This window comes from Mycolicibacterium doricum (assembly GCF_010728155.1).
GTDB lineage: Bacteria > Actinomycetota > Actinomycetes > Mycobacteriales > Mycobacteriaceae > Mycobacterium > Mycobacterium doricum.
In genome coordinates, this window is the sequence record NZ_AP022605.1 from 2,857,360 (window position 1) to 2,871,378 (window position 14,019).

Here is a 14,019-nt window from a genome sequence, read left to right on the forward strand (position 1 = left end):
GAGACGCGCGTGATGTGCAACACTTCTGCGGTCCGGACGGTGGATTCACCCCCGATCGTGACCTGGCCGTTTCATCCGCGACGTGGCCGTGTCGCCACCTCAGATCGTCAAGCGCGCCAGCAGATCCCGGCCCTGTTCGGCGTTCTTCGGATCGCACAGCACGTCGTAGCGGCCGGCGACCAGCTGCATGGTCGAGCTGAAATCCCTTGTCCCACGGGCCATGGCGTACGGGATGGCTGAGGTGATGAGGCCGAAGAACACACCCGCGATCAGACCGGTGAGCAGCGCGCTCCACGGATTCGGGCTGAAGAACCCGAGAATCAGGCCGATGAACAGACCGAGCCACGCGCCAGTCAGCACACCGCCGCCCAGCACCTTGGGCCACGACAGCCGGCCGGTGACCCGTTCCACCTGCATCAGGTCCACCCCGACGATGGTGACCTGCTGCACCGGGAACTGCTGATCCGAGAGGAAGTCGACCGCACGCTGCGCCTCGGCATACGTCGGGTATGAGCCGATCGGCCACCCCTTGGGCGGTGTCGGCAGCGCGGCGGGCACCCCAGGGGCACCGGCGGGTGAGGTGGGCAGTGACGTCGGCTGGGCACCCGATGTCGGCCCGGATTGGAAAGGACTAGTCATCGCTTGTCATTCTCCTCTAGAACCCGGTTTTTGGCAGCGGGTTCACCCCAGATCAACGTTTCGGATACCGTATCGGTGCCCATCAGGTGCGCTAGGTTGAGTTCATGACGAACCCGGACCGCGACCCCGAGCCCTCGTCAGGAGCCGACCCCGGTGCGAGCGGCTCCGAGCCGCACGCTGGCGGCTACGAAACGCCCGCCTACGGCGAGCAACCCGGGTACCAACAGCCCGGCTATCAACAGCCCGGCTATCCGCCTCCGCCGCCCGGATATCAGTCCTACGGCTCGTACGGCACTCCGTACGACACACCCGCCGGGTATCCGCCACCGCCGCCCGGATATGCGCCCTATGCCACGTCGGCCGGGTATCCCCAGCCGCCGCCGAATTACGTCGCGTTCGGGCCACCAGGGCAAGGTACCAACGGACTTGCGGTCGGTTCGCTCGTCGCGTCGATAATGAGCGTCCCTTTCTTCCTATTCTGCTTCATCGGCATCATTCCGGCTCTAGTCGGCATTGCGCTCGGCATCATTGCGCTGTCCCAGACCAAGAACTCCAATGAGCAGGGAAAGGGCCTGGCCGTTGCAGGCATCGCCGTGGGCGCGGTGACCCTGCTCGCCGGGTTGGTCATGGCCGTCGTCGTGATGAACTCCTGACGCTCAAGCCGGCGGACGGAACGGCTCCGCTTGGCGCGTCATCCCGGCGGCACGCCCCTTGGCCGCGACCACCAGCGCCATCTTGCGACTGGCCTCGTCGATCATCTCGTCGCCCAGCATCACTGCACCGCGGGCGCCGCCGGCTTGCGAGGTGTGCCAATGGTAGGCCTCGAGGATCAATTCGGCATGGTCGTAGTCCTGTTGGCGTGGATTGAAAATCTCGTTGCCTGCGGTGATCTGATCCGGGTGCAGCACCCACTTGCCGTCGAAGCCCAGCGCCGCAGAACGCCGCGCCACCCGGCGGAACGCCTCGACGTCGCGCACCTTGAGGAACGGTCCGTCGATGGCGTGGATCCCGTGGGTGCGTGCGGCGATGAGGAGGCGCATGAAGACGTGGTGGTAGGCGTCGCCGACGTCGTACCCCTCGGGTTGTTCGCCCACGACCAGCGTGCGCATGTTGAGGCTGGCCATCAAATCCGCGGGGCCCAGCACGAGCGCCTGCATACGCGGGCCCGCGGCGATCGCGTCGATGTGGGTCAGTCCGGCGGCGTTCTCGATCTGCGCCTCGATGCCGATGCGCCCCACCGGCAGCCCGTGCGTCGTCTCCAGTTGTGTCAACAGGAGATCGAGCGCGTGGACATGTGAGACGTCGGTGACCTTCGGCAACACGATGAGGTCGAGCTCGGCCCCGGCGGTCGAGACGACCTCGATGACATCGGCGTAGGTCCACGGCGTGGTCCAGTCGTTGACCCGCACGCCGCGCAACTGGCCGCCCCAACCGGATTCGCCTAGCGCCATCGCGACCCGGGTGCGAGCTTCGGCCTTCGCCTCCGGGGCGACGGCGTCCTCCAGATCGAGGAACACCTCGTCGGCCGGCAACCGCTTGGCCTTCTCGATCATCTTGGCGCTGCTGCCGGGGACCGAGAGGCACGTCCGACGCGGCCGGGCCGAATCGCCGGGTTCGCGGGGTGGAATCGCGTGGTTCACGGCTCTACTCTCTACCCTTTGAGTCATGGCGTCGGTGAACAGGGTCTATGCGGCACGGCTCGCGGGAATGGTCGTGCTGGGTCCCGACGGCGAGTCGATCGGCCGCGTACGCGACATCGTGATCAGCATCAGCATCGTCCGCCAGCAGCCGCGGGTCCTCGGCCTCGTCGTCGAATTGCTCAGCCGCCGAAGGATTTTCGTACCGATTCTCCGGGTCACCGCGATCGAACCCAGCGCGGTCACGCTCACCACGGCCAACGTGTCGCTGCGGAAGTTCGTCCAGCGCCCGGGCGAGGTGCTGGTGGTGGGTCAGGTCCTCGACACACGGGTGCGCGTCGACGACCCCGACCTGAGCCAGCTCGCCGGAATCGACGTGGTGGTGGTCGATCTCGGCATCGAGCAGAGCCGCACCCGCGATTGGCTGGTGACCCGCGTCGCCGTGCGCACCCAGCGGCGCCTAGGCCGGCGGTCCAACATCCACGTCGTCGAATGGGCGCACGTGCACGGCCTCACGCCGTCGGGTCTGGCGATGCCCGATCAGGGTGTGGCCTCGCTGCTCGAACAGTTCGAGGGTCAGCGGGCGGTGGAGGTGGCCGAGGCGATCCGCGAACTGCCGGCCAAACGCCGCTATGAAGTCGTCAACGCCCTCGACGACGAACGACTCGCCGACGTCCTGCAGGAACTGCCCGTGGACGATCAGGCCGACGTGCTGCGCCAGATGAAGACCGATCGGGCGGCCGACGTACTGGAGGCGATGGACCCCGACGACGCCGCCGACCTGCTCGGCTCCATGACGCCCGCCGACGCCGAAACGCTGCTGCGCCGCATGGACCCCGAGGACTCCCAGGACGTACGCCGCCTGCTGAGCCACTCCCCCGACACCGCCGGCGGCCTGATGACGTCGGAACCGGTGGTGCTGGCCCCCGACGTCACCGTGGCCGAGGCGCTGGCCCGGGTGCGCGACCCCGATCTGACGCCCGCGCTGGCATCGCTGGTGTTCGTCGCGCGACCACCCACCGCGACGCCGACCGGGCAGTACCTCGGGTGCGTGCACCTGCAACGGCTGCTGCGGGAGCCACCCGCGACGCTGGTGAGTGGGATCCTCGACACGGACCTGCCGAGCCTGACCCCGCAGGACTCCCTCGGCGCGGTGACGCGTTACTTCGCTGCCTACAATCTCGTCTGCGGCCCGGTCGTCGATGAGCAGAACCACCTGCTGGGCGCGGTGTCCGTCGACGACGTCCTCGACCACCTGCTGCCCGACGACTGGCGCGAACGGGTGACCGAGCCCGAACTGACCGGCACCGAAGGGACGGTATGAGCGACTTGTCGGCCCGCGGGCGGCTGGACACCCCGAGGACGCCGCGCCGCATCTCGTTCAACGTCGACCGGGAGGCGGCCGGCCAATTCGGCGAGCGGGTCGCACGGTTCCTCGGCACCGGCCGGTATCTGGCCGTGCAGACGATGATCGTGATCGTCTGGATCGCGTTGAACCTGTTTGCCGTCTCGCTGCGGTGGGACCCGTATCCGTTCATCCTGCTCAACCTGGCGTTCTCCACACAGGCGGCCTACGCCGCGCCGCTGATCCTGCTGGCGCAGAACCGTCAGGAGAACCGCGACCGGGTGTCGCTGGAAGAGGATCGGAGGCGCGCCGCCCAGACCAAGGCCGACACCGAGTACCTCGCCCGCGAACTGGCCGCGTTGCGGCTGGCCGTCGGAGAGGTCGCCACCCGCGACTACCTGCGCCGCGAGCTCGAGGAACTGCGCGAGATGGTCGCGACGCTGCTCGCCGCGAACGACGGCGACGACCGGCGGTCCAAGCGGACCGGCTGAGCCGCATTGCGCATTGCTGCAACGGATGTGACACGAGGGTTGTATGGTGACTTGGTTCACACACCTGGGTCGGGCCAGCGCAGACGCTTAGGACGGTTGGAGTGCACATAGGGGGAGCAGCCGCGGTGGTGGCGGCCCGGCGTCGTGCGGGCAAGGTACTGGGCAAACCGGCCGCAGGCGTAGTCATCATCGCACCGCTCGTGCTGGCGGGCGCTGTCGGCGCATCCGCGCCGACGTTGCAGCATTCGGTGAGCAACGCCGCGGTCACACCGCTGGCAGCTGTCGCGTCGGGTCAGCGCAACTCCACGGGTCCGTCGGTCGTGGCGGTCAAGAAGGCGCCGAGCGCCTTCCGCATCGCCGCCTCCACGGTGTCCTCGCCGCCGCCGGCCGTGGTGGTCAACTCCCCGGGCAGCATGAAGATCCCTGCGATGGCGCTGAGCGCCTACCGCAACGCCGAGCGGATGATGGCCGCCGCCGTCCCGAACTGCGGTGTGAGCTGGAACCTGCTTGCCGGTATCGGACGCATCGAATCCGGGCACGCCTACGGCGGCGCGACCGACTCCCGTGGCACTGCGGTCAGCCCGATCTACGGTCCCGCGCTGGACGGCACCCTGCCGGGCAACGAGGTCATCGAGCTGAGCCGCAACGCGAACCGGGTGACGTACGCCCGGGCGATGGGACCGATGCAGTTCCTGCCCGGCACGTGGGCGCGCTACGCCTCCGACGGTGACGGTGACGGCAAGGCCGACGTGCAGAACCTCTACGACTCGGCGCTGGCCGCCGCGCGCTATCTGTGTAGCGGCGGGCTGAACCTGCGCGACCCGTCGCAGGTGATGTCGGCGATCCTGCGGTACAACAACTCCGTGGCCTACGCCCGCAACGTGCTCGGCTGGGCGGGTGGTTACGCGACGGGCGTGGTGCCGGTGGACCTGCCACCGATCAACGGACCCGTCCCGGCGCTCGGCGAGTCCCACGTCGACCGCTCCGACGGCCTCGGCCCCGGCACCCCCCTCAATGCGATGGGCCTGCCCGCCGACGATCCCTTGGCCCTGGTACCGCTGCTGACCCGCACCGACGCGAGCCGGATGCCCGGCACCAACGTGCCCGGCTTCGCGCCCGGACAGCGGCTCGGCCCGCTGCCCGGCCCGGCGCCGAAGGCGCCGGCGACCACCGCTCCGGCGCCCGCTGCGCTTGCACCCTGGGTGCCGCCGTGGATGGCCCCGCCCCCGCCGCCGCCACCCAGCTGCGTGGTGTTCTGCCTTGACGACACGCCGGCACCGGCCGCCCTACCCGCTCCCGGACCGGTGCCACCGGCGGCGTCGCCCACGCTTCCCGGTCCACCTGCCGCGCGCGCCCCTGGACCGGTCCTGGCGCCTGCGCCGCCTGCACCGGCAGCCCCCCTTCCGGCTCCGGCACCGATCGGTCCGGCCCCGGGGCCGGTGGTGTGAGCAGCGATACCGCCCGCGCCTGAACTGCTCGTCGGGTCGGCCTACACTCGCGGATGATGTCTCAAACTCCCGATGGCCGCCAGACGGCGATCCGCGCCGCGCTGGCCAAGGTGATCGACCCCGAACTGCGCCGACCGATCACCGACCTCGGCATGGTCAAGAACGTGACCGTGGACTCCGGTGACGGGTCAGTGCACGTCGAGGTATACCTGACCACCGCCGCCTGCCCGAAGCGCAACGAGATCACCGAACAGGTCCAGCGTGCGGTCGCCGACGTGCCCGGCACCGGCGCAGTCCGGGTCAGCCTCGACGTGATGAACGACGAGCAACGCGCCGAACTGCGCAAACAGCTGCGCGGCGACTCCCGCGAGCCGGTGATCCCCTTCGCCCAGCCCGGTTCGCTGACCCGCGTCTACGCCGTCGCATCAGGTAAGGGCGGGGTCGGCAAGTCCAGCGTCACGGTGAACATCGCCACGGCGATGGCGGCCCGCGGCCTGTCCGTCGGGGTGCTCGACGCGGACATCTACGGCCACTCCGTGCCCCGGATGATGGGCACCACCGACCGGCCCACCCAGGTCGACTCGATGATCTTGCCGCCCATCGCGCACGAGGTGAAGGTCATCTCGATCGCGATGTTCACCCAGGGCAACACCCCTGTGGTGTGGCGTGGTCCGATGCTGCACCGGGCGCTGCAGCAGTTCCTCGCCGACGTGTTCTGGGGTGATCTCGACGTGCTGCTGCTCGACCTTCCCCCGGGCACCGGGGACGTGGCGATCTCGGTGGCCCAGCTGATCCCGGGCGCGGAGATCCTCGTGGTGACCACACCGCAGCTGGCGGCCGCCGAGGTGGCCGAGCGGGCCGGGGCGATCGCCCTGCAGACCCGCCAGCGCGTCGTCGGTGTCGTGGAGAACATGTCCGGGCTGCTGATGCCCGACGGGTCGACGATGCCGCTGTTCGGCGAGGGCGGAGGCCGCCAAGTCGCCGAGCGGCTGAGCCGCGCGGTCGGCGCGGACGTACCGCTGCTCGGTCAGGTCCCGTTGGATCCGGCGCTGGTCTCCGCGGGCGACTCAGGAGTGCCGCTGGTGCTCTCGGCGCCCGACTCACCGGCCGGTAAGGAACTGCGCGGCGTCGCGGACGCCCTGTCGGCGCGCAAGCGGGGGCTGGCCGGAATGTCGCTCGGTCTGGACCCGGCCGGCCGTTGAGCCGTTACGTGGCGTCGCTGTCGTACGGCGTCGCGGTCGACTCGCGCGGCGGATCGGCAGCGGCGGCGGGCGGAGTCACCGGGGTGGCAGGCTTCTCCTGACCCGTGGTCGGGTTGCCGTTCTGCTGTTCGAACTTGCCGGTGAAGAACGAATCGTCGCCGTCGAGCAGGTGTTTGGTCAGCGCAGCGCGCGGCGTCATCCGGCGCAGCTTCTGCAGTTCGGTGATGGGTTCTCGCAGGTCTTCGAACTCGGCACCGAAGTCCTGGCGCAACTGTGTGGTCGCACCGCTGACGTAGTCGCGGGCCTGGCGCACCGCGTCCGACGTCCAGCGGATCGCGCCAGGGAGCCGTTCCGGGCCCAAGATCACCAACCCGGCGATCACCAGGATCAGCATCTCCCCCCAGCCGATGTTGGAGAACATCAGTCGGTGCTGGCGTCGGGCGTCGGGGTGACGGTCAGCGTCACCGGACGGCCGTCGCGGACGACCTCGATCGGTGCGGGTTCACCTATCTTGAGCTGACGCACGGCCACCACGAACTCGTCGGCGTCCGCGACGTCGCGGGTGCCCACCTTGACGACCACATCGTTTTCCAGGATGCCGGCGCGCTCGGCGGCGCTGCCGGCCATGACGTTGGCGACCTGGGCGCCAGAGGCCACGTCGTTGCTGACGGACTTCGCGGTCAGGCCGAGCGTCGGGTGGGAGATCCTGCCGTCCCTGATGAGCGCCTCGACGACGGTCTTGACTTCGTTGACTGGGATCGCGAAGCCGAGACCGCTTGCGCTCTCGGACAGCGACTTGCCAGCGGTGTTGATGCCGATCACGTTGGCGTCCATGTCGATCAGCGGGCCACCGGAGTTGCCGTGGTTGATCGAGGCGTCGGTCTGGACGCCGTCGATCACGGTGTCGGTGTCGGATCCGTCGCCCGACAGCGGAACCGGCCGGTTCAGCGCGCTGATGATGCCGGCGGTGACGGTGCTGCGCAGTCCGAGCGGGGCGCCCGCCGCGATCACCTCTTCGCCGACCTGCAATGTGTCGGAGTCGCCCATCTTGGCGACGGTGAGGTTGTCGACGTTGTCGACCTTGAGCACGGCGAGGTCGGTCTTCGGGTCGCGACCGACCAGGTTGGCGGGCACCTCTTTGCCGTCGTTGAACACGACGGTCATCTCGAACGCGGCGGGGTTGGTGGCCGCCTCGGAAATCACGTGGTTGTTGGTGACGATGTAGCCGCGGCCGTCGATGACCACGCCGGACCCCTGCGATCCCTCCTGACCGCTCTTGGCCTCGATGGTCACCACGGAGTCGGCGACCGCGTCAGCCACCTTGGTGATGCGACCCTCGGGTGGGTCACCACTGTCACTGGTCTCCAGCGTGACCTTCGAGGTGGTGAAGGCCTGTACCGTCTCGGCGGTCTTGTTGCCGACCCAGCCACCGAGCGCACCGACCATCAACGCGGTGAGCAGGAGGATGGCGAGGCCGACGTAAGACACCTTGCGCCCGAACAGCACGTCGCGCACACCTAGTCTGCCGACGTGCGCGGGCGGCTGGACCGGTGCGGGGGCATGGACGGCCGGGGTGCCCAGCGCCACGGGGGCGTTGGGGTCACGCCACGGATCGGGTTCGGTGTCGGCGGTGTCGCCGGACCGTTCGGCATCGAGCGCTCCGGCGTCGGCGGGATGGCGCTGCAGGGAGTCGCTGGCGTTCGGCGGACGGCCGAAGGCTTCGGCCAGCACCGGGTCGGGCGCCGGGTCCTTCGGGGTGTACTCCGCCTGGTGGCGGTGCGGGTCCACGCCGAGGAACGAACCGCTGACACCACTGGGCCGGGCGAAAGCACGTTGGGCCGCCGGGTCGACCGGAGGCCGTTCGACGGGGCGAGGTGCCATGCGACGGCTGGCCTGGTCCTGATTGGTCACCGGTGATATCACTCTCTATCGGAGCGCCCGGCGTGGCCGGGCGCAGTCGCTGCTCGACTCCGCAGACCAGCCTACCGGCGTTTACGCCGGTCGCGCGCGCGGTCGTCAGCAAACTTCGGCTGCTCGGCTCCCTCAACTGGTGAGTGCGGCATGTGCTGCGGGATCTGCGACAACATTCCGAGAAGAGTGTTCGGTATCGCGATCGGCTGAGAATCCCGCAACGCCGTCCGGGCTTGGCCCTGCGCGTCGACCTCCGCGGCGCACTGCGCGCACAGCGACAGATGGTTGGCCGCCCGCATGTGCGCGGTCATGCTCAGCTCACCGTCGACGAAAGCCGCGACGGCCTCGATGGACAGATGCTCGGTGGAACCGAACTGGCGGGGTGCGCCCACCGGCGCCTTGCTCTGAGAGGCGAATTGAGCGGGAAGCCAGGAGAACGCCCGCCGGAACATGTGCCCGGGATCGACCATCACGCAGCTCCTCTCGGCTCGCTCACCGGTCTGTACGACGCCGCCCCCACGAATGTAGCGCGCACCGGCCCGCCAAGACATCGCGATGATCAGGCCGATGCGGCGGCGCCCGGCGCGTGACGGGCCAGGTAGTCGCGTAACGCCTGCCTGCCGCGGTGGATCCGGCTGCGGACCGTTCCCAGCTTCACGCCGAGCGTGGCGCCGATCTCCTCGTAGGACAGACCTTCGACGTCGCACAGGACAACCGCGGCGCGGAACTCCGGCGGCAGGGAGTCGAGTGCGGCCTGCAGGTCCGGGCCGAGACGGGAATCGTGGTAGATCTGCTCCGGGTTCGGATCGTCGGCGGGCACCCGGTCGTAGTCCTCGGGCAGCGCCTCCATGCGGATGCGGCCGCGGCGCCGGACCATGTCCAGGAACAGGTTCGTGGTGATGCGGTGGAGCCAGCCCTCGAAGGTGCCGGGCTGGTAGTTCTGCACCGACCGGAAGACGCGGATGAACGTCTCCTGGGTGAGGTCCTCGGCGTCGTGCTGGTTGCCCGACAGGCGGTAGGCGAGGCGATACACCCGGTCGGCGTGCTGACGCACCAGCTCGTCCCAGGACGGCATCGTCGTCTTGTCGCCGGTGGCGTCGTATACGGCCGTCCCGGTGAGTTCGTCGGTCGGCTCCACCCAGTCCGAATCACTGAACTGTTCGAGGTGCGCCATCGAGACGGGAGCGGCTTGCGCTGCGGCAGTCGTGGTGGTCGTCAGATCCTCCAAGTCAAGGCCGGCTGAGTCATGGCCGGCGTCGGTCATGGTCGTCGGCTGGTCATCGTGCGCAACACGATCGGCGGCGTGCCTATTCCCGAAGCGCAGACGCCTCCCGTGCTCCATGCCAGCCACCGTTCCCGAACGGGGTGTGGTAGTGATATGAACGATATGAACGTTTCCTGAGAAGGTGCGATACCCGTTTGTTCACCTGCGAAAACGGGGCAGATCTGACGTACATCACACGTTGCCGCCCGGGCGTGTCGCAGGGCCGGGCCTCGCGGCCGCGCCTTAAAGTGCGGGCATGGCCAGCACCGACGACCCGGCGGGTCAGCGACCAAGCCGCGCCGAGGCGATCGTCACGCACGCCGAACAGTCCATCTCCGAGGACGCGATCGTCGCGGCGGCCCGTGAACGTGCCGTGGACATCGGCGCCGGCGCAATCACACCCGCGGTCGGGGCCCTGCTGTCCGTGATGGCGCGGCTGACCGAGGCGAAGGCCGTCGTCGAGGTCGGCACCGGCGCAGGCGTCAGCGGGCTCTGGCTGCTGTCCGGCATGCGTGAGGATGGCGTGCTGACGACCATCGACGTGGAACCCGAACACCAGCGCATCGCCAAACAGGCGTTCATCGAGGCTGGTATCGGACCGGGCCGTACGCGACTGATCAGCGGTCGCGCCCAGGACGTGCTGACCCGCTTGGCCGACGATTCCTACGACCTGGTGTTCATCGACGGTGACCCGATCGACCAGCCGCAGTTCGTGGTCGAGGGAGTCCGACTGCTGCGCTCCGGCGGCGCAATCGTCGTTCACCGCGCCGCGCTCGGCGGCCGGGCGGGGGACGCCGCCGCCAACGACCCCGAGGTGATCGCGGTCCGAGAGGCGGCCAGGCTGATCGCCGAGGACGAGCGCCTGACCCCCGTTCTGGTCCCACTCGGCGACGGCCTGCTCGCCGCCGCCCGCGACTGACTCTCCGGTTTCGCCGAAACGAACAAACGGGCGCGAAACTACGAGTAGTCGCCGCCATTTCGTCGATCTCGCCGAGTCGTCGCGCCAAAGTCTCGGTCGTCGCATTCTGGGCGGGTGTCCTTCGGCTCGATGACGAAGTGGTTGATCGCGCTGCGGCGACCAACGAACTGACCGGCCCGCATGCTCGCCGCCGAGGGTGACGACGGCGTCCACACCACCACGACGCAACTCGCCGAGCTCATCTGCTCCGAGGTCATCGCCATCGTGATCTTCGGCATCGTGATCTTCGGCGCGCTGCTGGGCTGAACAGTCGACTTAGCCGCGCGTAACGCCCGCGGCGCGGATGATCGATCAGATCCAGATGCCCTTGCCGACCGTCACGACGCCGCCGGCACTGATCGAGAACCGCTCCCGGTCCTTGTCGAGGTAAACCCCGACCATCTCGCCCGGACCCACCACGACGTTCTTGTCGAGGATCGCGTGGCGCACGACCGCGCCACGACCGATCCGGGTGCCGGGCATGATGACGCTTCCCTCGACGATCGCGCCGTCGTCGATGTAGACGTTGGACGACAGAACCGAGTTGCGCACCGACGCCGCGGAGATGATGCTGCCGGCGCCCACCACCGACTCCTGCGCCGAGCCGCCGTTGACGAACTTGGCCGGCGCGAGATTCTCGGACTCACCGCGAATCGGCCAGCGCTTGTTGTAGAGGTTGAAGATCGGGTGCACCGACACCAGGTCCATGTGGGCTTCGTAGAACGCGTCGAGCGTTCCGACGTCGCGCCAGTAGCCGTGATCGCGTTCGGTCGCGCCGGGCACCTCGTTGTCGCTGAAGTCGTAGACCGCGGCCATGCCGTCGGAAACCAGTCGCGGGATGATGTCGCCGCCCATGTCGTGGTCGGAGTCGTCGTCGTCGGCGTCGGCGCGGATGGCGTCGATGAGCACCTTGGTCGTGAAGATGTAGTTGCCCATCGAGACGAAGGCCTCGTCCGGGTTGTCGGGCGTTCCGGGCGGATCGGCGGGTTTTTCGACGAAGCTGCGGATGCGGCCCGATTCGTCGGCGTCGATGACCCCGAACGCGCTGGCCTCCGAACGCGGTACCCGGATCCCGGCGACCGTCGCGCCCGCGCCGCTCTGGATGTGGAACTGGACCATCTGCTCGGGATCCATCCGGTACACGTGGTCGGCGCCGAAGACCACGATGTAGTCAGGATCCTCGTCGTAAACCAGGTTCATCGACTGGTAGATCGCGTCAGCAGACCCGGTGTACCAGCGGGGCCCGAGCCGCTGCTGGGCGGGAACCGGCGTGATGTACTCCCCCGCGAGACCGCTCAACCGCCAGTTCTGCGAGATATGCCGGTCGAGCGAATGCGATTTGTACTGGGTCAGAACGCAGATCCGCAGGTAGCGCGCATTGACGAGGTTCGACAGCACGAAGTCGATGAGCCGGTAGGCACCACCGAAGGGAACCGCCGGCTTGGCGCGGTCCGCCGTGAGCGGATATAGCCGCTTGCCCTCCCCGCCGGCCAGGACGATGCCCAGCACGTGTGGCAATTCCCTCATGACTCAAACCTATCCGGCGGTGGTGACTGGGGCCAGCCGTTGCGCGCGTCCACGGGTAGTAGAACGACGGTCTCGAGCCTGGAACACCCGTCGCAATCCCGTTCGCGAACGGGACTGTCGTGTGCCGAGCGCGACCACTACCGTCGTCACCATGCGGGTGGCGATGATGACTCGGGAGTATCCACCCGAGGTCTATGGCGGGGCAGGCGTACACGTCACCGAGCTCGTCGCCCAGTTGCGCCGCATCTGTGAGGTCGACGTGCATTGCATGGGGGCCCCGCGGGCGGATGCTTCCGTCGCCGCGCCGGATCCCGCTCTGGCCGGTGCGAACCCGGCGCTGTCCACGCTGTCGGCGGACCTGAACATGGTCAACGCCGCCGGCGGGGCCACCGTCGTGCACTCCCACACCTGGTACACCGGGCTTGCCGGCCACCTGTCGGCGCTGCTGCACGGCGTCCCGCACGTGCTCACCGCGCACTCGCTGGAGCCGATGCGGCCGTGGAAGGCCGAACAGCTCGGCGGCGGATACCGGGTCTCGTCGTGGGTCGAGAAGACGGCGGTGGAGGCCGCCGACGCGGTGATCGCGGTGAGTTCCGGAATGCGCGACGACGTGCTGAAGACCTATCCCGCGCTGGACCCGAACCGGGTGCACGTTGTGCGAAACGGGATCGACACCGACGTCTGGTACCCCGTTGGAGACGCGAGGAGCAGGACGAGGGTCGAGCCGCAGCACGGCGAGTCGGTGCTGGCTGAGCTCGGCGTGGATCCCGCCAGGCCGATCGTGGCGTTCGTCGGCCGCATCACCCGGCAGAAGGGGGTTGCGCATCTGGTTGCGGCCGCCCACCACTTCGCGCCCGAGGTGCAGTTGGTGCTCTGCGCCGGCGCACCCGACACACCCGAAATCGCCGAAGAGGTGAGGGCCGCCGTGCAGGAACTGGCCCGGACCCGCACCGGGATCTACTGGGTACGCGAGATGCTGCCGATCGGCAAGATTCGCGAGATACTTTCTGCAGCAACCGTGTTCGTTTGTCCTTCGGTGTACGAGCCGCTGGGGATCGTCAACCTCGAGGCGATGGCCTGTGGGACGGCGGTGGTCGCATCGGACGTCGGGGGAATTCCCGAGGTCGTCGCCGACCACCAGACCGGACTGCTGGTGCATTACGACGCGAACGACACCGGCTTCTTCGAGACGCGGCTGGCCGATGCCGTCAACTCGCTAATCGCCGAACCGCAGCGAGCCCACGCCTACGGTGTCGCGGGCCGCCAGCGGTGCATCGCCGAGTTCTCGTGGGCGCACATCGCCGAGCAAACCATGGATATCTATCGCAAGGTGTCGGCGTAGCCCGCAGCGCACCGCTTGGGCATACGACCAACCGGCGCGGGACTCGAGAGTCTCCGCGCCGGTGTTGCCACAACTGCTAGCTGGTGACGTTCTTCAGTTCGTCGCCCAGCGCCGCCGCCTCATCGGGAGTCAATTCGACGACGAGCCGGCCACCACCTTCCAGTGGTACCCGCATCACGATGCCGCGCCCCTCCTTGGTTGCTTCCAGGGGACCGTCACCGGTCCGGGGCTTCATCGCCGCCATCGAGAGCTCCC

16 protein-coding genes are annotated in these 14,019 nt (G+C 68.5%); 8 read left to right on the top strand and 8 right to left on the bottom strand.

Annotated elements, in window-relative coordinates; genetic code table 11:
- Nucleotides 1–99: 99 nt before the first annotated feature.
- Nucleotides 100–639: a YflT domain-containing protein gene (locus G6N07_RS13840; protein WP_085189229.1), complete on the bottom strand. Its 540-nt coding sequence runs from the start codon at nucleotides 637–639 to the stop codon at nucleotides 100–102.
- A gap of 104 nt (nucleotides 640–743) precedes the next feature.
- Here G6N07_RS13840 and G6N07_RS13845 point away from each other — a divergent pair, with 104 nt between their 5' ends.
- Nucleotides 744–1,292, top strand: coding sequence for a DUF4190 domain-containing protein (locus tag G6N07_RS13845; RefSeq protein ID WP_085189231.1), 549 nt, complete (start codon nucleotides 744–746; stop codon nucleotides 1,290–1,292).
- Between the two features lie 3 nt (nucleotides 1,293–1,295).
- Here the strand turns inward: G6N07_RS13845 and G6N07_RS13850 are convergent, their stop codons facing one another.
- A complete protein-coding gene (locus G6N07_RS13850; protein ID WP_085189233.1) occupies nucleotides 1,296–2,279 on the bottom strand; it encodes an HpcH/HpaI aldolase/citrate lyase family protein in 984 nt (327 codons plus the stop codon).
- A gap of 25 nt (nucleotides 2,280–2,304) precedes the next feature.
- Here G6N07_RS13850 and G6N07_RS13855 point away from each other — a divergent pair, with 25 nt between their 5' ends.
- The 4 genes from G6N07_RS13855 (at nucleotide 2,305) to G6N07_RS13870 (ending at nucleotide 6,762) form a co-directional block, all read left to right on the top strand.
- Complete coding sequence (locus tag G6N07_RS13855) at nucleotides 2,305–3,600, top strand: magnesium transporter MgtE N-terminal domain-containing protein (protein ID WP_085189235.1); 1,296 nt, start codon at nucleotides 2,305–2,307, stop codon at nucleotides 3,598–3,600.
- Complete coding sequence (locus G6N07_RS13860) at nucleotides 3,597–4,112, top strand: DUF1003 domain-containing protein (RefSeq protein WP_085189237.1); 516 nt, start codon at nucleotides 3,597–3,599, stop codon at nucleotides 4,110–4,112. The genes G6N07_RS13855 and G6N07_RS13860 overlap by 4 nt, the downstream gene beginning before the upstream one ends.
- Nucleotides 4,113–4,237: 125 nt before the next feature.
- On the top strand, nucleotides 4,238–5,560 hold the full coding sequence (locus G6N07_RS13865) for a lytic transglycosylase domain-containing protein (RefSeq protein ID WP_085189239.1): 1,323 nt from the start codon (nucleotides 4,238–4,240) through the stop codon (nucleotides 5,558–5,560).
- A 56-nt stretch (nucleotides 5,561–5,616) separates the two neighbouring features.
- On the top strand, nucleotides 5,617–6,762 hold the full coding sequence (locus G6N07_RS13870; protein WP_085189325.1) for an Mrp/NBP35 family ATP-binding protein: 1,146 nt from the start codon (nucleotides 5,617–5,619) through the stop codon (nucleotides 6,760–6,762).
- A 4-nt stretch (nucleotides 6,763–6,766) separates the two neighbouring features.
- Here the strand turns inward: G6N07_RS13870 and tatB are convergent, their stop codons facing one another.
- The 4 genes from tatB to sigE form a co-directional block, all read right to left on the bottom strand.
- Nucleotides 6,767–7,183, bottom strand: coding sequence for a Sec-independent protein translocase protein TatB (tatB, locus tag G6N07_RS13875; RefSeq protein WP_085189241.1), 417 nt, complete (start codon nucleotides 7,181–7,183; stop codon nucleotides 6,767–6,769).
- Nucleotides 7,183–8,673: a serine protease HtrA gene (gene htrA, locus G6N07_RS13880; protein ID WP_085189243.1), complete on the bottom strand. Its 1,491-nt coding sequence runs from the start codon at nucleotides 8,671–8,673 to the stop codon at nucleotides 7,183–7,185. Before htrA ends, tatB begins: the two co-directional genes overlap by 1 nt.
- A gap of 71 nt (nucleotides 8,674–8,744) precedes the next feature.
- Complete coding sequence (gene rseA / locus G6N07_RS13885) at nucleotides 8,745–9,143, bottom strand: anti-sigma E factor RseA (protein ID WP_085189245.1); 399 nt, start codon at nucleotides 9,141–9,143, stop codon at nucleotides 8,745–8,747.
- Between the two features lie 89 nt (nucleotides 9,144–9,232).
- A complete protein-coding gene (gene sigE, locus G6N07_RS13890) occupies nucleotides 9,233–10,015 on the bottom strand; it encodes an RNA polymerase sigma factor SigE (RefSeq protein ID WP_085189247.1) in 783 nt (260 codons plus the stop codon).
- 178 nt (nucleotides 10,016–10,193) lie between these two features.
- Between sigE and G6N07_RS13895 the strand changes: the two genes are divergently transcribed.
- Nucleotides 10,194–10,856: an O-methyltransferase gene (locus G6N07_RS13895; RefSeq protein ID WP_085189249.1), complete on the top strand. Its 663-nt coding sequence runs from the start codon at nucleotides 10,194–10,196 to the stop codon at nucleotides 10,854–10,856.
- Between the two features lie 180 nt (nucleotides 10,857–11,036).
- Nucleotides 11,037–11,162, top strand: coding sequence for a hypothetical protein (locus G6N07_RS20730; RefSeq protein WP_263858040.1), 126 nt, complete (start codon nucleotides 11,037–11,039; stop codon nucleotides 11,160–11,162).
- A 45-nt stretch (nucleotides 11,163–11,207) separates the two neighbouring features.
- On the opposite strand, the gene glgC is transcribed toward G6N07_RS20730, so the two are convergent.
- On the bottom strand, nucleotides 11,208–12,422 hold the full coding sequence (gene glgC, locus G6N07_RS13900) for a glucose-1-phosphate adenylyltransferase (RefSeq protein WP_085189251.1): 1,215 nt from the start codon (nucleotides 12,420–12,422) through the stop codon (nucleotides 11,208–11,210).
- 151 nt (nucleotides 12,423–12,573) lie between these two features.
- Here glgC and glgA point away from each other — a divergent pair, with 151 nt between their 5' ends.
- Nucleotides 12,574–13,764, top strand: a complete 1,191-nt coding sequence (gene glgA / locus G6N07_RS13905) for a glycogen synthase (protein WP_099050174.1) — start codon at nucleotides 12,574–12,576, stop codon at nucleotides 13,762–13,764.
- 76 nt (nucleotides 13,765–13,840) lie between these two features.
- Here glgA and G6N07_RS13910 read toward each other — a convergent pair whose 3' ends face one another.
- Nucleotides 13,841–14,008 (bottom strand): DUF3117 domain-containing protein, encoded by a 168-nt coding sequence (locus G6N07_RS13910; RefSeq protein WP_005059648.1) that lies wholly within the window; start codon nucleotides 14,006–14,008, stop codon nucleotides 13,841–13,843.
- Nucleotides 14,009–14,019 lie beyond the last annotated feature (11 nt).